The 18,377-nt window shown below is 54.9% G+C and carries 14 protein-coding genes; 11 read left to right on the forward strand and 3 right to left on the reverse strand.

From position 1 onward, the window contains the following. The first annotated feature begins 38 nt into the window (after positions 1–38). From LGH70_RS14125 to porN, 8 genes are all read left to right on the forward strand, one after another. On the forward strand, positions 39–1,055 hold the full coding sequence (locus LGH70_RS14125; protein WP_226187201.1) for an MraY family glycosyltransferase: 1,017 nt from the start codon (positions 39–41) through the stop codon (positions 1,053–1,055). A 3-nt stretch (positions 1,056–1,058) separates the two neighbouring features. Further along, entirely contained in the window at positions 1,059–2,255 is a 1,197-nt protein-coding gene (locus LGH70_RS14130) for a DUF4271 domain-containing protein (protein WP_226186798.1), read from the forward strand. Between the two features lie 72 nt (positions 2,256–2,327). Continuing rightward, positions 2,328–3,158: a uroporphyrinogen-III synthase gene (locus tag LGH70_RS14135; RefSeq protein ID WP_226186801.1), complete on the forward strand. Its 831-nt coding sequence runs from the start codon at positions 2,328–2,330 to the stop codon at positions 3,156–3,158. A gap of 141 nt (positions 3,159–3,299) precedes the next feature. Beyond that, a complete protein-coding gene (locus LGH70_RS14140) occupies positions 3,300–4,292 on the forward strand; it encodes a PorP/SprF family type IX secretion system membrane protein (protein ID WP_226186805.1) in 993 nt (330 codons plus the stop codon). Positions 4,293–4,529: 237 nt separating this feature from the next. Beyond that, the gene (porK, locus tag LGH70_RS14145; RefSeq protein WP_135396255.1) at positions 4,530–5,534 is read left to right on the forward strand and encodes a T9SS ring complex lipoprotein PorK/GldK; all 1,005 of its coding nucleotides are present in this window, start codon (positions 4,530–4,532) and stop codon (positions 5,532–5,534) included. A gap of 110 nt (positions 5,535–5,644) precedes the next feature. Next, positions 5,645–6,412 carry a type IX secretion system motor protein PorL/GldL gene (gene porL, locus LGH70_RS14150; protein ID WP_262905356.1) on the forward strand — a complete coding sequence of 256 codons (768 nt, stop codon included), beginning with the start codon at positions 5,645–5,647 and terminating at the stop codon, positions 6,410–6,412. A gap of 55 nt (positions 6,413–6,467) precedes the next feature. Beyond that, complete coding sequence (gene porM, locus LGH70_RS14155) at positions 6,468–8,048, forward strand: type IX secretion system motor protein PorM/GldM (RefSeq protein ID WP_226186811.1); 1,581 nt, start codon at positions 6,468–6,470, stop codon at positions 8,046–8,048. Positions 8,049–8,095: 47 nt separating this feature from the next. After that, complete coding sequence (porN, locus tag LGH70_RS14160) at positions 8,096–8,983, forward strand: type IX secretion system ring subunit PorN/GldN (protein ID WP_226186813.1); 888 nt, start codon at positions 8,096–8,098, stop codon at positions 8,981–8,983. A 67-nt stretch (positions 8,984–9,050) separates the two neighbouring features. On the opposite strand, the gene uvrC is transcribed toward porN, so the two are convergent. The 3 genes from uvrC to porW form a co-directional block, all read right to left on the reverse strand. After that, a complete protein-coding gene (gene uvrC / locus LGH70_RS14165) occupies positions 9,051–10,868 on the reverse strand; it encodes an excinuclease ABC subunit UvrC (RefSeq protein WP_226186816.1) in 1,818 nt (605 codons plus the stop codon). Positions 10,869–11,026: 158 nt separating this feature from the next. Next, positions 11,027–13,357 carry a penicillin-binding protein 1A gene (locus LGH70_RS14170; protein ID WP_226186819.1) on the reverse strand — a complete coding sequence of 777 codons (2,331 nt, stop codon included), beginning with the start codon at positions 13,355–13,357 and terminating at the stop codon, positions 11,027–11,029. A gap of 9 nt (positions 13,358–13,366) precedes the next feature. Next, a complete protein-coding gene (gene porW, locus LGH70_RS14175) occupies positions 13,367–16,390 on the reverse strand; it encodes a type IX secretion system periplasmic lipoprotein PorW/SprE (protein WP_226187208.1) in 3,024 nt (1,007 codons plus the stop codon). A 218-nt stretch (positions 16,391–16,608) separates the two neighbouring features. On the opposite strand from porW, the gene LGH70_RS14180 reads away from it, so the two are divergent. The 3 genes from LGH70_RS14180 to atpB are packed head-to-tail and all read left to right on the forward strand — an operon-like array spanning position 16,609 to position 18,372. Then, positions 16,609–16,848: an AtpZ/AtpI family protein gene (locus tag LGH70_RS14180; RefSeq protein ID WP_226186822.1), complete on the forward strand. Its 240-nt coding sequence runs from the start codon at positions 16,609–16,611 to the stop codon at positions 16,846–16,848. Positions 16,849–16,878: 30 nt separating this feature from the next. Next, a complete protein-coding gene (locus LGH70_RS14185) occupies positions 16,879–17,262 on the forward strand; it encodes a hypothetical protein (protein WP_226186825.1) in 384 nt (127 codons plus the stop codon). A 33-nt stretch (positions 17,263–17,295) separates the two neighbouring features. Next, on the forward strand, positions 17,296–18,372 hold the full coding sequence (atpB, locus tag LGH70_RS14190) for a F0F1 ATP synthase subunit A (protein WP_226186827.1): 1,077 nt from the start codon (positions 17,296–17,298) through the stop codon (positions 18,370–18,372). Positions 18,373–18,377: the final 5 nt, after the last annotated feature.

The following is an 18,377-nucleotide window of genomic DNA, read 5'->3' on the forward strand; positions in this document are numbered from 1 at the left end:
GAATTCAGTTGGGGTTGTCCTTTCTCTGGGCATTTTTGGTGGCACTCTTCGCGGTGCCCTCCATCATCTATATTGCCCACCTGAAGAATATGCTGGATACGCCCAACGTGCGTACCGTGCATGAGTCACTGACGCCCCGCCTGGGTGGCGTTGCCGTGTTTGCCGGCTTTATGTCGGCCCTCACCATCTTCGCCGACCTCGGCAATGGCATTCAGCAGTTGCTGGCCGGCTGCATCGTGCTGTTCTTCGTGGGCCTGAAAGACGACCTGGTCAGTATCTCAGTGTCGAAGAAGTTTGTGGGCCAGCTGCTGGCTACCGGCGTGGTCATGATTATGGCCGACATTCGCGTCACCAGCTTCCAGGGCATTCTTGGCATTCACGAGCTGCCCATTGGTATCAGCTACGCCTTCACCTTTCTGGCCATTGTGGGCATCACCAATGCCATCAACCTCATTGACGGACTCGATGGGTTGGCCGGCACTATTGTGCTGATTATCACCAGCACCTATGGCTACTACTTTGCCCGCTACGGTGGTGCTGGCTACGGCAACTACGTTTTTGTTTCGGTTTGCCTGATTGGAGGTATGCTGGGCTTTCTGCGCTACAATTTTCATCGGGCCAGCATCTTTATGGGCGACACCGGCTCCTTGGTCTGCGGCTTCATCGTCTCGATTCTGACCATTCAGTTCATCGAGATGGGCCTGCGCGTCGGCGACCCGTTCAGCACTTCTTCCCCGGCCGTGGCTATCGGCATTCTGTTCGTGCCGCTTTTCGATACGCTGCGCGTGTTTATCGTCCGGATGATGGCCGGCCGCTCGCCGTTTTCCCCCGATAAGAACCACGTTCACCACCGTATTCTAGCCATGGGCTTCCAGCAAATCAGTACCGTAATGCTGCTGGGCCTGCTGAATCTGGTTGTTATTCTTTTTGTCATCAACTTCTCGGCTCTCGGCAACACGCTGCTGATTGGGGCACTGGTAGCCTTTTCAGTTCTGATCAGCATTTTCCTGGGGGTCTACCAGAGCCGAAGCGCGCAGCAGCGCGTTGCATCCTAACGTTTGACAGTATCTGTGTTACGGGTCAGGCAGGGCATCTACCGGCAACTAGTATGGCTGATTAGCTTTCTGTGGCTGCTGCCGCTGCCCGGTGCATTTGCCGCCGAATACCGCCCGCTGCCCCCTACGCCTAAGCGGGGGCTGTCTGCCGATTGGCTGATTCACGATGCCGCGCGCAACCGTCTGGTTCTTTACCTCCCCGATTACCACGCGCCGGCGCTGGCCTACTACCAGTGGGTATCCATCCAGCCGGGGCGCCCGTTGGCCATTACGTTTGCTGCTCCCAAGGGACTCAGCCTCTTCCTGAATAACCGGTTGGTCTTTACCGCCGCCACATCGGCTCCCTACACTCTCGATCTGACCAAGCTGTTGCCTGCGGGTTCGGCGCCAGGGCCGCATCTGCTGTGTATCTGGCATCCCGAAATAGCCCCCAACTTGGCTTCTTTTGTGAATGCCGTGCCGGTCGTCAAAGCCAGTAGGAGCCCGGTGGCCTCTGTAGCGGCCATGCCGTTGCCCCGTGGGCATCAGGGGCAGAACGTGTTCCTGAGCTTTCTGCTCCTGATTGGTTTGTTCTACGGGAGCATCCGGTCGGCTTATCAGTCAGGTTTTGCCCGCATTTATCATTTCGAGGGCCTGTGGGGTAAAACCTCCAATGACCAGGACTTCCTGACGAAGCCGACCGTCACTTGGCTAAACCTGCTGCTGGTCGTCGTCTTTTCGCTTTCCTTTGCTTTGCTGCTGGTAGCCATCCACACCAACATTCAGAGTATTATCATTCTGCGCCGACTTTTCGACGTGCCCGAGTCGGCCATTATTGTGCGCGTACTGCTCTACGCCGCCCTGATTGTGGCCTTCGTGCTGGGTAAATACCTCTTTCTGGAGGTAATGGGCTATATCTTCGACGTGACGCAGCTGGTTATGGTACAGTACCGGGAGTTTATGCGCACAATCTTATTTATGGGTCTTTTCCTGCCCGGCGTAATGCTGCTCTACCTCGGGCTGAACCAGACCCTGCCCGAAACAGTACTGTGGGTGTCCAACGGGGTGGTTTCCTTGATGTTGATTGGTACGGTCGTTCGCATCGCCCGGACGTTACACCGCCGGGCGTCCCTACTAAATCTGCATTTGTTTTCGTACCTTTGCGCCACAGAAGTGATTCCCTTGATCGTTCTGCTCAAGTTGATAGTGTTCACCTACTGATCCGGCTTTAGCAGGAGCCTTCTATTACTCCCAGCGCCGCCTTATTGCCCTAGCTTTACTTTTTTCTACCCTATGGCCGAGAGCACAGACAAACCGGGAACGGGCCGTCATGCCAAGCGTATCTCCAGCATTCTGGTTACCCAGCCTAAGCCCACCAACGACGTCTCCCCTTACTTTGCCATTGCTGAGAAGTATGGTATTAAGGTTGATTTCCGCGAGTTTATTCAGGTTGACCCCGTTTCGTATAAAGATTTTCGCAAAGAGAAAGTCAATATTGCGGAACACACGGCTGTGATTTTTACCAGCCGCAATGCGGTGGACCACTTCTTCCGCATTTGCCAGGAAGCCAAGCTTGAGATGCCAGCGGAGATGAAGTATTTCTGTATCTCCGAGCAGACCGCTAACTATCTGCAGAAGTACATCGTGCTGCGTAAGCGCAAGCTGTTTGTCGGACAGCGTACGGCTGCCGACCTCTTCGATGTGATTAAAAAGCACAAGGGCGAAAAGTTCTTGTATCCCTGCTCCGATATCCGCAAAGACGATATTCCGGAGTTTATGCGGGCCAACAACTTCAAGTTTACGGAGGCGGTAATTTACCATACCGTTGCCAGCGACCTGTCTGACCTCTCCGATGTGAAGTACGACTGCATCGCCTTCTTCAGTCCCTCCGGGATTAGCTCGCTCTTTATCAATTTCCCTGATTTCGAGCAGAATGGTACCCGTATAGCTGCCTTTGGCCCTACTACTGCCAAAGCTGTGCTCGACGCCGGGCTTGAGTTAGACATTGAAGCGCCCCAGCCGAATGCTCCGTCAATGACCGGAGCCATAGAGGCTTACATCCGTTTGCATCACGGACCGGATGTCGGAAAAGAGAAAAATAAAAGCGGCAAACAGAACGTTTAGTGCGTAAGACAAGCGGAAGTGCTCCCAAAGGCACTTCCGCTTGTTTTTTTCGCGGTTTGTTGCGCATGGTTTTTTCCATACATTTGGAAACACCTACGTTGGCCCACCCGAGCCCTAACAGACCACTAATCAATCAGTTCTATGAAGAGAACTTTACTTTCTGTATTGCTGACCTCAGCAATTTTCTCTACTGCCTTCGCTCAGCAGCAGCCCCAATTCAGCCACTACGGCTTTAACGGGATGTACCTGAACCCTGCCTACGCCGGTATAAAAGGTCAGGGGGATATCACCACGCTGGGGCGCTATCAGTACTTAGGTTACGACGGGTCATTCGACGACGGGGGCTCTCCTCAAACCTACGCTCTGAGCGCCTCCCTGCCGGTAGCTGCTATTGGCGGGGGCGTTGGCCTGAGCATCTTCCGGGATAAGATAGGTGAGGCCAGTATTACTAACGTACAGCTGTCCTACTCCAAACATATCAAAGTAGGGGAGGGTATGTTAGGTCTCGGCGTTCAGGGGATTTTAAACCACTTGGGCAAAGGAGAGTACCGCACGGCCGATGAGCGTGTCGATAACAGTGTGCCCAGGAATGGCTCTGACCAGAAGTTTGACACAGGAATAGGGGTCTGGTACGAATCAGACAAACTGTACGCGGGTTTAAGCGCCAATAATTTGCTGCGTTCCGAGTACCGTTTTAAGAGTGTTGGAGGAGAAAACAGTGCCAAGGCTATCGGTGAGAACCATGCGTATCTCACCGCTGGCTACAATATCGAAGCTACTTCTTCCGTTGTAGTTACCCCCACAGTGCTTGTAAAGATGGTACTGCCCGGCAAATTCGGCGATAATAATAAATTCAACTTGCAGAACAACTCCTACGAAGGTGGTGTTCGGGCTACGATCAACGATAAGTTCTGGGGAGGCGTGGGGTACCGTTACGATGAATCAATTACCGGTTTATTAGGCATGAGCTTTGCTAAAGACAATGCTTTGCGCTTCGGCTATGCCTTCGACTTTATTGCATTTAATCAAGACGCGCGTGCATTCAGCTCCCACGAAATCATGCTCTCCTACCGCTTGCCCAAGCCAGGGCTGGCCACTCGTCCAGCTATCCGTACTCCTCGCTACAGCTTCTAATTCTAGGGGCGTTTTCCAGGATTGTTGGGTGGTTGATTGCGTATCTGATGAATCAAGAGGGGCATTTACACTAACTCATTGCTTTCCATCGTTTAACCGGTATCCGTACCAGTTCGTAGACAAAAGGCAAGCATTGAGCGACAGGCTTGCGAGCGAGCGTAATATTCGCTAGATTTGCCGGCTCATTAAATTGTAATCTTAGGGTATCGCCGCCTGAACAGTCTTTTTTTCCTTAACATGAACAAGTTTCTCGTATTGCCCCTAGTAGCCCTCTCGGCGCTGTTTCTGGGAGGCTGTGGTTTCGGCAAAGGACCGCAAGGCGATTTGGTCGGAGCGGAGGACCGCCCCGAGTTCAATCCCCAGGAGGTGCCTTTCGGCATGGTTCCTTGCCCCGGCGGAACCTTCCATATGGGTCAGACCGATCAGGATATATCTGCCTCTATGGTTAACATGAACAAGCAGGTGACTATCGCCGGCTTCTACATGGATGAAACCGAAATTACTAACAATGAATACCGTCAGTTTATGAATGCCATCCGGCAGGATTCAATTGACGTTCTCGGCGAAGAGTATGTAATGACTGAGCTCTATCCCGATACCACGGTATGGGTGCGCGACTTCACCTATCATATGGGTGACCCGCTGATGGAGTACTACTATACTCACCCCGCCTTCGATGACTACCCAGTAGTAGGTGTTGACTGGTTTGCCGCTAAGTATTTCTGCAACTGGCGCACCAAAAACAAAAATGCTGCTAACGCCGAAGCTGGCTTAGCTCCCACTCCCAACTTCCGTCTGCCCTCCGAGGCCGAATGGGAATACGCCGCCCGCGGTGGCCGTGACTTGGCTACTTACCCCTGGGGCGGTCCTTACCTGCGCAACTCCAAAGGTTGCATGCTGGCGAATTTCAAGCCCGGCCGCGGTGACTATGCCAGCGATGGATATGCTTACACAGCTCCAGTAGGTGCCTTCTTCCCGAATGACTTTGGCCTGTACGACATGTCGGGCAACGTATCGGAATGGTGCGATGATGCTTACATGGAGGCATCGGTGCCAGTGGTTTGGGATATGAACCCAACGAACCCTGATGACAATGAGCCCCGCAAAGTAGTGCGTGGCGGTTCCTGGAAAGACATTTCTTACTTCTTGGAGACTGGCACTCGGAACTTCGAATACCAGGATTCTGCTCGCTCTTACATTGGTTTCCGGACGGCTATGATCCAAATCGGTTCAGCTCTCTAGCGAAAACTCAATACTCGCATCCCCCCTCGCTTTTACATCATCACACAACATTTTTTCAATTTCAAATTCAAATGGCAGCAAAAGGCGGAAGTTTCCTGTATGACGTGGTTATGCCTAAGGTGTACGGCATCGGGGCCGCAGTCGTAATCGTCGGGGCTTTGTTTAAAATTCAGCACTGGGATGGCGCTAGCGAAATGCTAATCGTTGGTCTTGGCACTGAAGCACTGATTTTCTTACTGAGTGCTTTCCAGCCTGCTTCGCACGAGCCGGATTGGTCATTGGTTTACCCAGAGTTGAGCGAGGGCTATGACCCATCGACGAATAGCAACAGCTTCTCGGCCGACAACAACAGCAAGGGCCTAACCAAGAAGTTGGACGACATGCTGAAGGATGCCAACGTAACTCCAGAGGCTATTTCCTCGCTGGGTGCTGGTCTGAACCGTCTGTCGACGACAACTCAGCAGTTGTCTTCCTTGGGCGACGCTACCAACGCTACGGAAGAGTACACGACTAAAGTTCGCTCCGCGGCTCAGTCGCTGGAGAAAATCAACAGTGCTTACTCGAACACGGTAGAGGCCATCACAGCCATGTCGAGTGCTACGGCTGATGCCAAGGAGTATCACCTGCAGGTGCAGAACGTAACCAAGAACTTGGGCGCCCTGAATGCCGTGTACGAAATGGAACTGCAGGATGCCAACACGCACCTGAAGTCCATGAACAAGTTCTATGGCACCCTGAGCCAGGCTATGGAAAACCTGACCGAAGCTGGCAAGGAAACCGACCAGTTCAAGCAGGAAGTAACGCAGCTGACCAGCAACCTGGGTTCGTTGAACCGGGTGTATGGCAACATGCTGAATGCTATGCGCGCTACCAGCTAATTTGGTAGCAGCGATACTAATTTCCGTCCACTACATATAGATTAGGCACGACACGATGGCGGGAGGAAAAGAAACTCCAAGGCAGAAGATGATTGGCATGATGTACCTAGTACTGACTGCTCTTCTAGCCCTTCAGGTAAACTCGGCAATATTGCTCAAATTCAAGTTCCTCGACGATAGCCTTTCTGCTATTAACAATAAGGTGTCGAAGTCGAACGATGGTACGGTTAAGGGTATTCAGGCGCAGGTTGAGAAAAACCGCAATCAAGCCTCTGACCTAGCCGTTCTAAAGCAAAGCGAAGAAATTCGCAAGACAACTCAGGAGATGATTACCTACCTGGGTTCAGTACGTGAAAAACTCTTGGCTGCCACCGAAAACACGGGCAAAAATGAGTTTAAGAACATGAGTGCTGAAGACAAAGTCGCTAGCACCATGTTGGGTGGCAAGAAGGACGGTATTGCTTACGATATGAAGAACAAGCTCAATGCTTATTCTACTTATATCCAGAAGTACGTTCCTGGTATTGCTCCTCTGGCACTTGATGCCAAGGATGACCCAATGGTTACGGATAAAGAGCAGCGGAATAAGAACTTCGCTGAGCTGAACTTCGAAAACACCCCAGTAGTAGCTGCTCTGGCCACTCTTTCCCAGAAAGAAGCTGAGGTGCTGAAGTACGAATCGGATGCTCTTGCCGCACAGTCGGCAAAAGTAGGTGGCAACATCATCGTATTCGACAAAGTTGGTGCATTCGCCAGTGCTGAGTCGAACACGGTAGCCGCTGGCACCAAGTACAAAGCTGAGCTGTTTCTGACGGCTTCGGCCACGGGCCTGAAGCCCTCGATGACCCTGAACGGCAGCCCGCTGGCAGTTGGTCCCGATGGCAAAGGCAAAGTGGAATTCACGGCTCGTCCCGGCTCGTTTGATGCTGCTGGCAATGCTAAAGCTCAGTGGACTGGTACGATCCGCTTCAAGCAGAACGGCCGCGACACGACCTTCAAGGTGACGGTTCCCTACACGGTAACCAAGCCCGTAATGCAGATTCAGTCGGCTTCGGTGCAGGCTCTGTATTTCAAGTGTGGCAACAAGCTGAGCGTACAGGTACCTGCTTTGGGTGCCCAGTACAAGCCTAGCTTCTCTGCTTCCGGTGCTTCGGTTATTTCGGGTTCGAAAACGGGTGATGTAACGTTGGTGCCCAACTCACGTGAAGTAACTCTGAGCGTAAGCAGCAGCGGCAACGCTATTGGCTCGCAGACCTTCCAGGTTCGTCCCATTCCTAAGCCCGAGATTAAGTGCATCGTAGGTGGCCGTGAGGCTAACGAAAAGCAAGGCACCCCGATTACCGCAGTCCGTAACATGAGCCTGAAGGCTGTGCCGGACGCTGGTTTCGCTACCTTCCTTCCTGATGATGCCCGGTACCGCGTAACCCGTTACGAAGTGACTCTGGTACGTGGTAAGCGTCCTGCTATTCCAACCCGTACCATCAGCGGCCCTGAGGCCAACCTGTCGGATGTAGTAAACTCGGCTCGTGAAGGCGACCGTCTCTACATCGAAGTGAAAGAGGTTCGTCGTTTGAACTTCCAGGATCAGCAGGAAGAAGTTAACGTAGCGAAGCAGTTCAATATTCCGTTGCTGTAAGCGTTATTCATCTGAACTAACTGCAGCGCTTTTTTGATTACCACGGTATGAACAAATTCCTTTCCTTCGCCGCTTTGGCGGCCAGCCTGACGCTGTCGGTCTCAGCATCGGCTCAGGAGCAAGCTACGACCGCCAGCAGCAACGGCTCGTATCGCCCGATTCCTAATTCGGATATCATGTTCCGGAAGACGATCTGGCGTGCGGTTGACCTTCGCGAAAAGCAGAACAAGCCAATGTTCTCGGAGGGCAAAGAAATCAGCCGGGTAATCATGGAAGCCGTGAAACGCGGTGAACTTCAGGCTTACCGCAATGACTCGCTGACTTCTACCTTCACTCCTACGGAAGTATCCGGCCGGATGTCGTATGTAGAAGCTAGCGCCGGTCTGAGCGAAGAAGAGAAGGCCGCTGGTTTCAGCGAAGAAAGCACCGACGATGATTGGGGCACGCCCAAAGCCAAGGGTAAAAAGGGCAAGACGGCTGCCAAGCCTAAAGCTCCTGCTGCGCCCCCAAGCTATGAGTACCGTTACAAGGACTTGTATCAGATGGAATTGAAGGAGGATATGATCTTTGACAAGAAACGGTCACGGATGTATCACGATATCAAAACCGTTACGCTGCTGGTTCCTTCGACGCTCAGTTCCAACGTATCGGGTATTGAAACTCCAATTGGGACGTTCAAGTATAGCGACTTGGTTCGGGTGTTCCGCGCTAACCCTGATAAGGCTATCTGGTTTAACTCGCAGAACGATGCTCAGCATAAGAACCTGGCTGACGCGTTTGAGCTCTGGTTGTTTAACTCCTACATCGTAAAGGTGTCGAACCCCAACGACTCTCGTCTCGACGAAGTGTATGGTGGTCCTCAGCAAGGCGTTCTGGCTGCTCAGCAGGCCGCGTCTGACCTTATCGAGTATGAGTACAACCTCTGGAGCTTCTAATAGCTGTCTAGGATTACATAACAAAAAAACCCTTGCTCGTGAGCAAGGGTTTTTTTGTTGCTGAAGGTTACTGGCTTTCCTGTTTCTGATCCTGTTCCTGAAAGTAAGAGAGCAGAATGCGGGTTTTTGCTTTGCCAATCTCAGTTACCAACTCCTCCTCGCTTAGCTCCCGAATCTTTTTGACGGACTTGAACTTGCTCAGCAGCTTTTCGGCGGAGATGGGGCCTAAGCCTTTTACATCGGTAAGCTCGGTTTTGAGCGTAGCCGCGTCGCGCCGGCTGCGGTGAAACGTAATGCCGAAGCGGTGTACTTCGTCGCGCATGCGCTGGAATAAGCGGAGGGACTCACTCTTCTTATCGATGTAGAGGGGTAGTGGGTCGTTGGGAACGTATATTTCCTCCAGACGCTTGGCAATACCGATGACCGGTATCTGGCCCCAGAGGTTGAGGTCTTTCAGTGCTTTGACAGCCATGCTGAGCTGCCCCTTACCACCATCAACGATAACGAGCTGCGGTAGTGATGCTCCCTCATCAACCAGGCGCCGGTAGCGCCGCGTCACGACTTCGTACATTGAGTCGAAGTCGTTGGGGCCGACTACTGTTTTAATGTGGTAATGGCGGTAGTCTTTCTTGCTGGGCTTTGCGTTGCGGAAACACACCATAGCAGCCACCGGGTTGTCGCCCTGGAAGTTGGAGTTGTCGAAGCACTCGATGTGCTTAGGAAGCTCGGTAAGGCGCAAATCCTTCTTAATCGTTTCCATAATTCGGACCTCGTTGAGGTCTTTGGAACGATCATTCATGCTCTCCTTTTCCTTACGCAGGTACATCACATTCTTGATGGACAGCTCCAGCAGCTTGCGTTTGTCCCCAATCTGGGGCACGACTACCGTCGTGTTGGCAAGCGGCAAGTCAGGTAAGGAGACGTTAACCAGGATTTCCTTCGACTGGCTTTCAAACTCCTCCCGCATCTGCATCACCATGGGAGCCAGAATCTCCGCGTCGGTTTCATCGAGCTTCTTCACTACTTCCACCGACTGAGTGAGAATAATGGAGCCGTTCATCACCTTGAGGTAGTTGATAAAGGCATTTTTCTCGTTGGCGGCGATGCTGAAGACATCGATGTTGGAGAGCGAAGCATTCACGACCGTCGACTTGGCTTGGAACTCATCGAGACGGTCAAGTTTCTGCTTGAAGGAATGTGCTAGCTCAAACTGCTGGTCCTGGGCGGCGGCCATCATCTTCTCCCGGAAGTAAGCTTTCGGAACGCTCAGGTTGCCGCTGAGAATATTGCGGATCTGCTGGATGTTCTGGTTGTAGGCTTCTTCATTGACCAAGCCCTCACAAGGCCCTTTGCAGTTGCCTAGGTGGTATTCCAAGCAGACTTTGAACTTGCCGGCGGCTACGTTCTCGGGCGACAGGTTGTAAGTACAGGTGCGCAGCGGGTACAGAGCCCTGATCAGCTCCAGTAGGATGTTCATGGCCGTCAGGTTGGCGTAGGGACCGTAGTAGCGCGAGCCGTCGTTAATTTTCTTGCGCGTGGGCAGCAGCCGCGGAAACCGCTCATTGGTCAGGCAGAGGTAAGGGTAGGTTTTGCCGTCCTTGAGCAGGATGTTATACTTGGGCTGGTTCTCCTTGATGAGGTTGTTTTCCAGCAGAAAAGCGTCGGATTCACTGTCGACGATGGTAAACTCGATACGCTTGATGTTGCGCACCAGCTGCTGGGTCTTCTTGTTGTGGTCCTGCTTATTGAAATAGCTGCTGACGCGCTTACGAATGTCGATGGCCTTGCCGACGTAAATGATGCCTTCGTCGTCGAAGAATTTGTAGATGCCCGGGCGGTGTGGTAAATGCCGGATTTGCTCTTGCAGGTGGTCTTTAGCGGCCATAGGGAAGTAGGCGTGGGCGGAGGTATGTTTAACTCTGAAAACAGAATACAGGTTAGGATAATTCGAGTAGAGGAGCAGCCGGCCCGTCAGGAAACGAAAAGTGGCAGGTGATTTTCACCTGCCACTGCTACTCTCCGGCGGAAGTACTGCTCACCGGTTTAAATATCCTCGTCGTCGATGTCCTGCAGATCGGTCTGGTTGAGCTTCTGGTCGTAGGGAATCGTGTCGCGCTGCCCGCCGTAGTAGCGGCTGCAGTCAATTTCAATGGACAGCGGCTGTGCGGGCTTGGGGAAGGGCGCAGTGCTGACGCCAATGCTCTTATCGGCATAGACCTTGCGCATAAACAGGCCGTAGATAGGCAATGCAGCCCGGGCGCCCTGGCCATACGAGCCCGACCGGAAGTGGATGCTGCGGTCTTCGCCTCCCACCCACATGCCGCACACCAGGTCGGGAGTGATGCCCATAAACCAGGCGTCGGAGTAGTTGCTGGTGGTGCCGGTTTTGGCCCCAATTTCGTAGGGGAATTTAAAGCCGGTTTTCAGGATAACTGAGGTGCCGCCTTGCTCAGTGGTGGAGGCTTGCAGCATATAAGTCATCAGGTAGGCGGTTTCCTCGCTCAGGGCTTCCCGGGTCTGGGGCACAAACTCGCGCAGAACGTTGCCATTCTTGTCCTCAATGCGCGTTACCATCATCGGGGCAGTCCAAACACCTTTGTTAACGAACGTGCTGTAGGCACCGCTCATTTCGTAAATGCTCACGTCGCTGGAGCCGAAACCGACGGCCGGCACTGCCTCAATGGGAGAGGTAATGCCCAGACGCTTGGCGTAGGAAACCACCGTTTCGGGTCCCAGCTTCTGCACCAGCCAGGCCGTAATCGAGTTCATGGAACGGGCCAGAGCCTGCCGGATAGTAAACGTACGGCCCGAGAAGCCCCCTTCGAAGTTCTTGGGCGTGTACGGGGCCCGACCCGCCACGGCGGGGAACGTGGTGGCCACGTCGGGCCGCTGGTAGCAGGGAGAGTAGCCTTGGTCGATGGCGGCGGTGTACACGATGGGCTTGAAGGTAGAGCCCGGCTGCCGCTTGCCCTGCTTCACGTGGTCGTACTTGAAATACTTGAAGTTGGTACCGCCCACCCAGGCCTTGATCTGCCCGTTCAGCGGATTCATAGCCATAAAGCCGGCGTGCAGATACCGCTTGTAGTACGCCAGAGAGTCTAGGGGCGACATGAGCATCTCCTTTTCGCCTTTCCAGGTGAAGACCATCATCTTGTACTTCTTCTTCAGATAGTAGTTGATGGAGTCCTGATTGCCCTCGAAGCGGTTCGAGAGTGACCGGTAGCGCTCCGTACGCTTGATGGAGGTCTGCAGAAAGTTGGGAATGATCTTGCCGTTCTCGTCGCGCCAGGGCAGCTGGCCTTTCCAGTGGGCATCGAACATCTTCTGCTGCTGCTTCATGTGCTCCGCCACCGCCGACTCGGCATACTTCTGCATGCGGGAGTCGATGGTTGTGTAGATTTTCAGGCCGTCGGCGTAGAGGTCGTGGTCGGTTTCCTTGGCCCACTGCAGCAGCGACTTGCTCACCTCCGTGCGGAAGTAGGGGGCAATGCCTTTGTTGGAGTTCTCCACGCTGTAGTGCAACACAATGTCTTTGGCGGCGGCTTTGGCGTGCTCCTCCGGGGTGATGTAGTTGTACTTCTTCATCTGGTACAGCACCCAGTTGCGGCGCACCTTGGCCTTGTCGGGGTTTTGCACGGGGCTATACCGCGAGGGGGCATTGAGTACGCCCACCAGCAGCGCCGATTCTTCCAGGGTCAGGTCTTTCGGTAACTTATTAAAAAACGTTTTGGCTGCCACGTTAATACCAAAGGCATTGGAGCCAAAATCGTTGGTATTAAGGTACATGCGCATAATCTCGCGCTTGGTGTAGCTGCGCTCAAGCCGCACCGCCATTATCCATTCCTTGGTTTTGATGATGAGCATACCTAAACCTCTCACGTCGTTCAGCTTGCCGTCGTTGAGGTCGCCGCGCGTACGGAACAGCACCTTAGCTAGCTGCTGGGTAAGAGTACTGGAGCCCCGGCTGCGGCCAGTGGCTACGTAATAGGGAATGGCAAAAAGCCCCTTGAAATCAATGCCGGAGTGACCCTCGAAGCGTACGTCTTCGGTAGCAATCAGAGCGTCAATCAGGTTCTGGGGCAGGTCTTCGTAATCGGCGGGAGTGCGGTTCTCGCGGAAGTATTTGCCCATCAGCACGCCGTCTGCCGAGTATATCTCGGAGGCCAGCTCACTCTTCGGGTTTTCCAGCGTCTTCAGGTTGGGCATGCGCCCAAACAGGTTTAGGAAATTGACGCTGACGGCCAGAATGTACAGAATCAGGCCCAGCACGCCACCCCCAAACAGAAGCCAGAGGGTGCGGGTAAGGTTGGTAAAGCGGCCCGGACGTTGCGGTTTGCGCGGGGAAGTCTTGGACTTAGTGGCGGGATATGCCATGCAGAGGTACTACGGTCGGTAAGTTTGCTGGTAGAAGCGCTGATACTCTTCCACATCTTTGCTTTGCAGCAACAGCGGGAGGTTATCAATACCAATAATGAGGGTTTGGTAACCCGCGCCGCGCAATTTGCTTAGCGGCGACTGGGGGCCGCGCAGCTTCAGCGCGTAGCTCTGGGCTACTTTGGCGCCCGGCAAGGATTGTACCACCACCAGGTCCATGGTTTCGCCCAGCACCACTTGCTGCACCTGCAGGTTATTGACGCGGTAGAAGCGGTTGTTGTAGGCTGCCAGCTGTTCCGGCAACGTCTGCGCGGGCGCGGCACCCTTCGGAAAAGCCAGCACCACCGCATGCCCCGCCGCCAGATTGGTCGTGTAGGCCGTCGTGGGCTTGGCTGGCTCAGGCGCTGGAGCAGCAGGAGAGGCCGGCGTCGTGCTGACCGGTGGCGTTGCAACGGGCTCGGGCGTTGTGGGAGCTGGCGTTTCGGCCGGAACTTTGGCCGGGGCTTTGGAAGCCGGAACCCCTTTCTTACCGGAAACAGCCTTGCCCGCAGGTGTTGGTACGGGCGCGGTTGGCACAGGCGGGGGAGAAGCTGCCGCCGGAGTAGTGGCTGGCATAGTAGCCGGCGCCGGGGGGACCAGAGTGGCCGGCGTTTCGTCGGCGCCGTAGAAAATGCGCAGACGATTGTCGACCTCACCCGGCTTAAACATCGATACTGAAGGCTTGTCGGTCGAGGCCAGGGCACCGGCAATCTGGCCTTCCTCGTAGCGTTTGTAGCTGTTCAGCAGTTCCCGCGCCTGCAGGCTCAAGGGGCTTTCGGGGTAAGCTTTGCGGAAGTTCTCCACCGCCACCTTGGCCGTTGCCGGCGGCTGGGTCCGGATAACCAGCAGCATGCTCAAGTAGTCTACCCGGTCGTTCAGGTCACTGACGGGGTTTTGCTTTTTGGCCCGGCTCAGCACGGCCGTAGCTTTCTTGAATTCTTGCTTCTTGTAGAGGGCAAACGCCGAATCAACCCGCGCTGCTACCTGCTCGTTGGCAATGGAAGCCCGCCGCAGATACTCTGGGTCGGCCACGAGTCGTGCGTAGGATGAGTTCGGGAAATCCTGGCGCAGCCGCTGGGCGTAGGCTTCGGCCTTTGGGTCATTCAGCTCCTTGTAAATAAGGTACAGGCTGTAAAAAGTTTCGGGCAAATGGCTGCTCTGCGGGAAGCGCGCTATCAGCTTCTCATACGTTTCCGCGGCCCGCGCCTGTTCCTTGAGTTGTTGGCTGTAAATACCGCCCAACGCAAATAAGGCTTCCTCCAGCTGCTTCTGCGACTCCTGCAGTTTCGCCGGCGTCAGGGGCAAGTTCTGCCGGTACTGCTTCACCAGCAGCTGGGCCTGCACCGCCGGATCGATGGCCGCGGCCAGCGTGGCTTCCGATGCCGGGTTAACCGCCGAGCTGCCCGATCCGGCAATCGAAACCGGTACATTGCCGCCCTGAGCCGTCGTCGGCGACGCCGAAGCCTGGCTGCTGATACGCCAGTTGTCCTGTAGCTGTCGGTCGCCCCACTTGCGGATAAAGTCCGATTTGGCCGTGCTCAGCGCCGTGGGGTTATCGAAGTAGAAGAGGGCGCCGGTAGCGCCGTTGGCCAGCGCGAGTGGGTCAATGTTCGAGTCGCCGGGGCGTAGGGCGCTGGCACTGCCGTTGGTGGCCTGCCGCTCCCGCCGGGCCACGAGCTCCTGCTGGGCCGCTTGCCGCTCGGCTTCCTTCTTGCGGGCGGCCAGCTCCGCGTTGGCAAAGCTCAGCAGCTGGGTGCTCAGTGCGGCCGTGTCGAGCCGCGCCAAGGCCTGCAGACTGTCCTGCGTTTCCACGGTGGTAATCTGCTTGGCAAACTCCTTCAGAATTTCGCTCCGCTCAGCGGTAGCCGCGTATTCGGGCGCCTCGCGGGCTAGGTTCTGTACCGTGCTGTCGTAGTAAACGGCGGCCAGGCGGTACTTCTGCAGGTTCTCGTAGTAGATGCGGCCCGCCAGCAGATAGGTGTAGGCCTTCTGGGCGCGGTTGCTGGAGTTGGCCCGGGCAGCTTTGCGCAGCAGAGTCAACGAGTTGTCGTAGCGCTGCTGCCGGTACTCCAGGCGCGCCATTTCGTAGTAAATCTTGTCGGTATACTCCTTGTTCTTGGTATCCTTCAGCAGCTTGGCGAAATACTTGTCCAGGCGGGCGCGGTCATTGTTGTTCAGGTCCGAAACCTGGCCTAGCATCAGCTTCGAGTAGAAGTCCAGTTCGTAAGGCGGGTTCTTCTTCAAAATCTTGTTGAGCTGCGCGTAAGCTTCCTTGTCCTGCCCGTTGGCCTGGTAGAGCTGGGCCAGAATGTAGCGCGTGCGCGACTGCTCATTCTTGGGCGAGATATAAGGAATAGCCTTCTCCAGGTTCACGATGGCCTGTTTTTGGTCGCCGGTCAGCAGGAAATACTCGGCCCGGGTCAGGAACAGCTCCCGGGCGTTTCGCTCGTCGCCCTGTTCCTTGTCCAGAATGTCCGACACGGCGGCGGCGTTTTCATATTCCTTCAGAGCCAGGAACGTGCGCATCAGCCAGATCAGCGCCTCGTGCTTGGTATTGAGGTCCTTGCTGGTGGTATTGACGTACTTAAAGGTCTTGCCCGCGTCTTCGTACTCCTTTTTATAATAGCGCGACTTGCCGATCAGCAGGTAGCTGTCGTCGGTCCAGTCGCTGCCCGGGCGGTGCTGAATCGGAATGGACGCCTTTTTGATGATATCGTCCAGGTCGGCTGTCACACGGCCTACGGTGGCGTCGTCCAGGGTCGGGAACAGCGGCAGAATCCGATTGTAGTCGTTGATGCGGGCTTTATACAAGGTTTCCTCCACCGCCCGCAGCTTTTCGCGGGCCAGAAAGAACCCGTTGTCGCGGGCCACGATGTTCTCATAGGCATGGCCCACCACGGACTTACGTTCCGAAGAGCAGGCCCCGACGCCGAACAGCACAAGCAGCAGGGCAGCAGAAGCGAAAAGCAGGCGGAAAAGCGGATACTTCGTCAAAGCAGAGAGTAGGATCGGGGCCACGGATTGCAGATTGAAACGCGCATGCTCGGCTGATTCGTTCGCTCAGCCCATCCGCGCTGCTTCTGTAACGTAGCAGGTTGGGTAAAATTACGGTTTTTCCGTAGCCGCCACCCTTTGCCTGCGTATCTGACAATCTACCTGGACGCCAGTGCCCGGAAAATCAATACTTTCGCACCCCCAAACCTGCTTCCCTCATGGCCGCCGCTCCTCCCAAGCTCCCTGACCCCAACGAATCGGACCGGCTGCGGGCCTTCGCCAAATACTCCGGCCTAGCCTTCCAGATGCTCGCTATCATAGGGGTGTGTACCTGGGGCGGGCTCAAGCTCGATGAATACGTTGGCAACGACAAGCCCTGGTATACCATCGGCCTGATGGTGTTCGGCCTGATTGCCGCCACCTACCAGGTTATCCGCTCTCTTTCCCGTAACGATTAAGAACTAACAGTGCAGTTTCTCCGCAACTTTTTGATTTTCTGCGTACTCATCTGGGCTCTCATGTATGGGCTGCAGCTGCAGTTTGGCGCCGCCGTCATTCACCCGCTGGCCTACTACATCTTCGGCTTCTTTGCCGTGCTCACCGCTATTACCTACTGGCTGACGGCTTTGCTGCTAAAAGCTAACCCCGACGGGTTTATGGTCGCCTTCTTCGGCGGCATGGTGGTGCGCCTGCTGCTGTCGGTTGCCTTGGTGATGATATACCTATATAAAGGAGGTGCCAAAGAGGGCGCGGGCACCTGGACCTTCCTCGGTAGCTTCTTCCTCCTGTATTTCTTGTTTGCCGGGTTTGAAATCTGGAGCATCCTGAGTAACTTGCGCCCGTTTTCAAAACCGGGTGAAAGCCAAATCTGACGGTTTTGTAGGCACCACCCTAACTCTCTTTGAATGAAGCGTTTACTGATAGCTCTCTTCTGCATTCTTTCGCTTCCTGTGTTTGCCAACGAACCCGCGGCAACCCAGGCCGAAGCAACCGACAAGGAGGCCTTCAGCCCCGGCGAGATGATTCTGCACCACATCGGGGACGCTCACGAATGGCATTTCGCCACCCTCGGCGACGAGGAGCACGGCACACACCTGACCCTGCCGCTGCCCGTTATTGCCTACCAGCCTACCAAAGGCCTGAGTGTTTTCTCCTCTTCGAACCTAGCCCACGGCCAGGCTTACAACGGCCTGAAGCTGGAGCACGAGCACCTCGTGGCCGAAGATGGTGGTAAAGTATACGACTTCTCCATCACCAAGAACGTGGCCTCGCTGCTGCTGAGCGCCCTGATTCTGCTGCTGGTGTTTACGGCCGTAGCCCGTGGCTACCGCAAAAACCACGGTGGTGCTCCCCGCGGCATTCAGTCGTTCTTCGAGCCCATTGTGGTCTTCATCCGCGACGAAGTAGCCAAGAAGTCCATCGGGCCGAAGTATGAGCGCTACATGCCCTACCTGCTGACCATCTTCTTCTTTATCTGGTTCAACAACCTGCTGGGCCTGATGCCGGGTGCCGCCAACCTCACCGGCAACATTGCCGTGACGATGACCCTGGCCCTGCTGACGCTGATTATTACCCTGGCTAGCTCCAACTCCAACTACTGGCACCACATCTTCGCCACGCCCGGCGTACCGAAGCCTCTGCTGCTCATCATGATTCCCGTGGAACTGATTGGCATCGTGGTAAAGCCGTTTTCCCTGATGATTCGACTGTTCGCCAACATCACGGCCGGTCACATTGTGGTTTTGAGCTTCATCAGCCTGATTTTCATTTTCCAGAGCATCTTTATCAGCCCCGTGACCCTGGCCTTCGGCCTGTTCATTAACGTGCTGGAGCTGCTGGTTGCCATTCTGCAGGCCTACATCTTCACTCTGCTGACTGCCATGTACATCGGTGGCGCTGTGGAAGAGCACCACGATGCCGACTACCAGATGGGCGGCGGCGACGGTGCCGATGAGGCCCACGTAGCTCGCGCTGCCCACTAAGTTTT

This window comes from Hymenobacter nitidus, assembly GCF_020447315.1.
GTDB lineage: Bacteria > Bacteroidota > Bacteroidia > Cytophagales > Hymenobacteraceae > Hymenobacter > Hymenobacter nitidus.

Coding starts and splice junctions, on each gene's coding strand:
- uvrC (WP_226186816.1), bottom strand. CDS start 10,868: ATGGCCGCTAAAGACCACCTGCAAGAGCAAATCCGGCATTTACCACAC.
- porL (WP_262905356.1), top strand. CDS start 5,645: ATGCCTAAGGTGTACGGCATCGGGGCCGCAGTCGTAATCGTCGGGGCT.
- porM (WP_226186811.1), top strand. CDS start 6,468: ATGGCGGGAGGAAAAGAAACTCCAAGGCAGAAGATGATTGGCATGATG.
- LGH70_RS14170 (WP_226186819.1), bottom strand. CDS start 13,357: ATGGCATATCCCGCCACTAAGTCCAAGACTTCCCCGCGCAAACCGCAA.
- LGH70_RS14140 (WP_226186805.1), top strand. CDS start 3,300: ATGAAGAGAACTTTACTTTCTGTATTGCTGACCTCAGCAATTTTCTCT.
- LGH70_RS14135 (WP_226186801.1), top strand. CDS start 2,328: ATGGCCGAGAGCACAGACAAACCGGGAACGGGCCGTCATGCCAAGCGT.
- LGH70_RS14180 (WP_226186822.1), top strand. CDS start 16,609: ATGGCCGCCGCTCCTCCCAAGCTCCCTGACCCCAACGAATCGGACCGG.
- atpB (WP_226186827.1), top strand. CDS start 17,296: ATGAAGCGTTTACTGATAGCTCTCTTCTGCATTCTTTCGCTTCCTGTG.
- porN (WP_226186813.1), top strand. CDS start 8,096: ATGAACAAATTCCTTTCCTTCGCCGCTTTGGCGGCCAGCCTGACGCTG.
- porK (WP_135396255.1), top strand. CDS start 4,530: ATGAACAAGTTTCTCGTATTGCCCCTAGTAGCCCTCTCGGCGCTGTTT.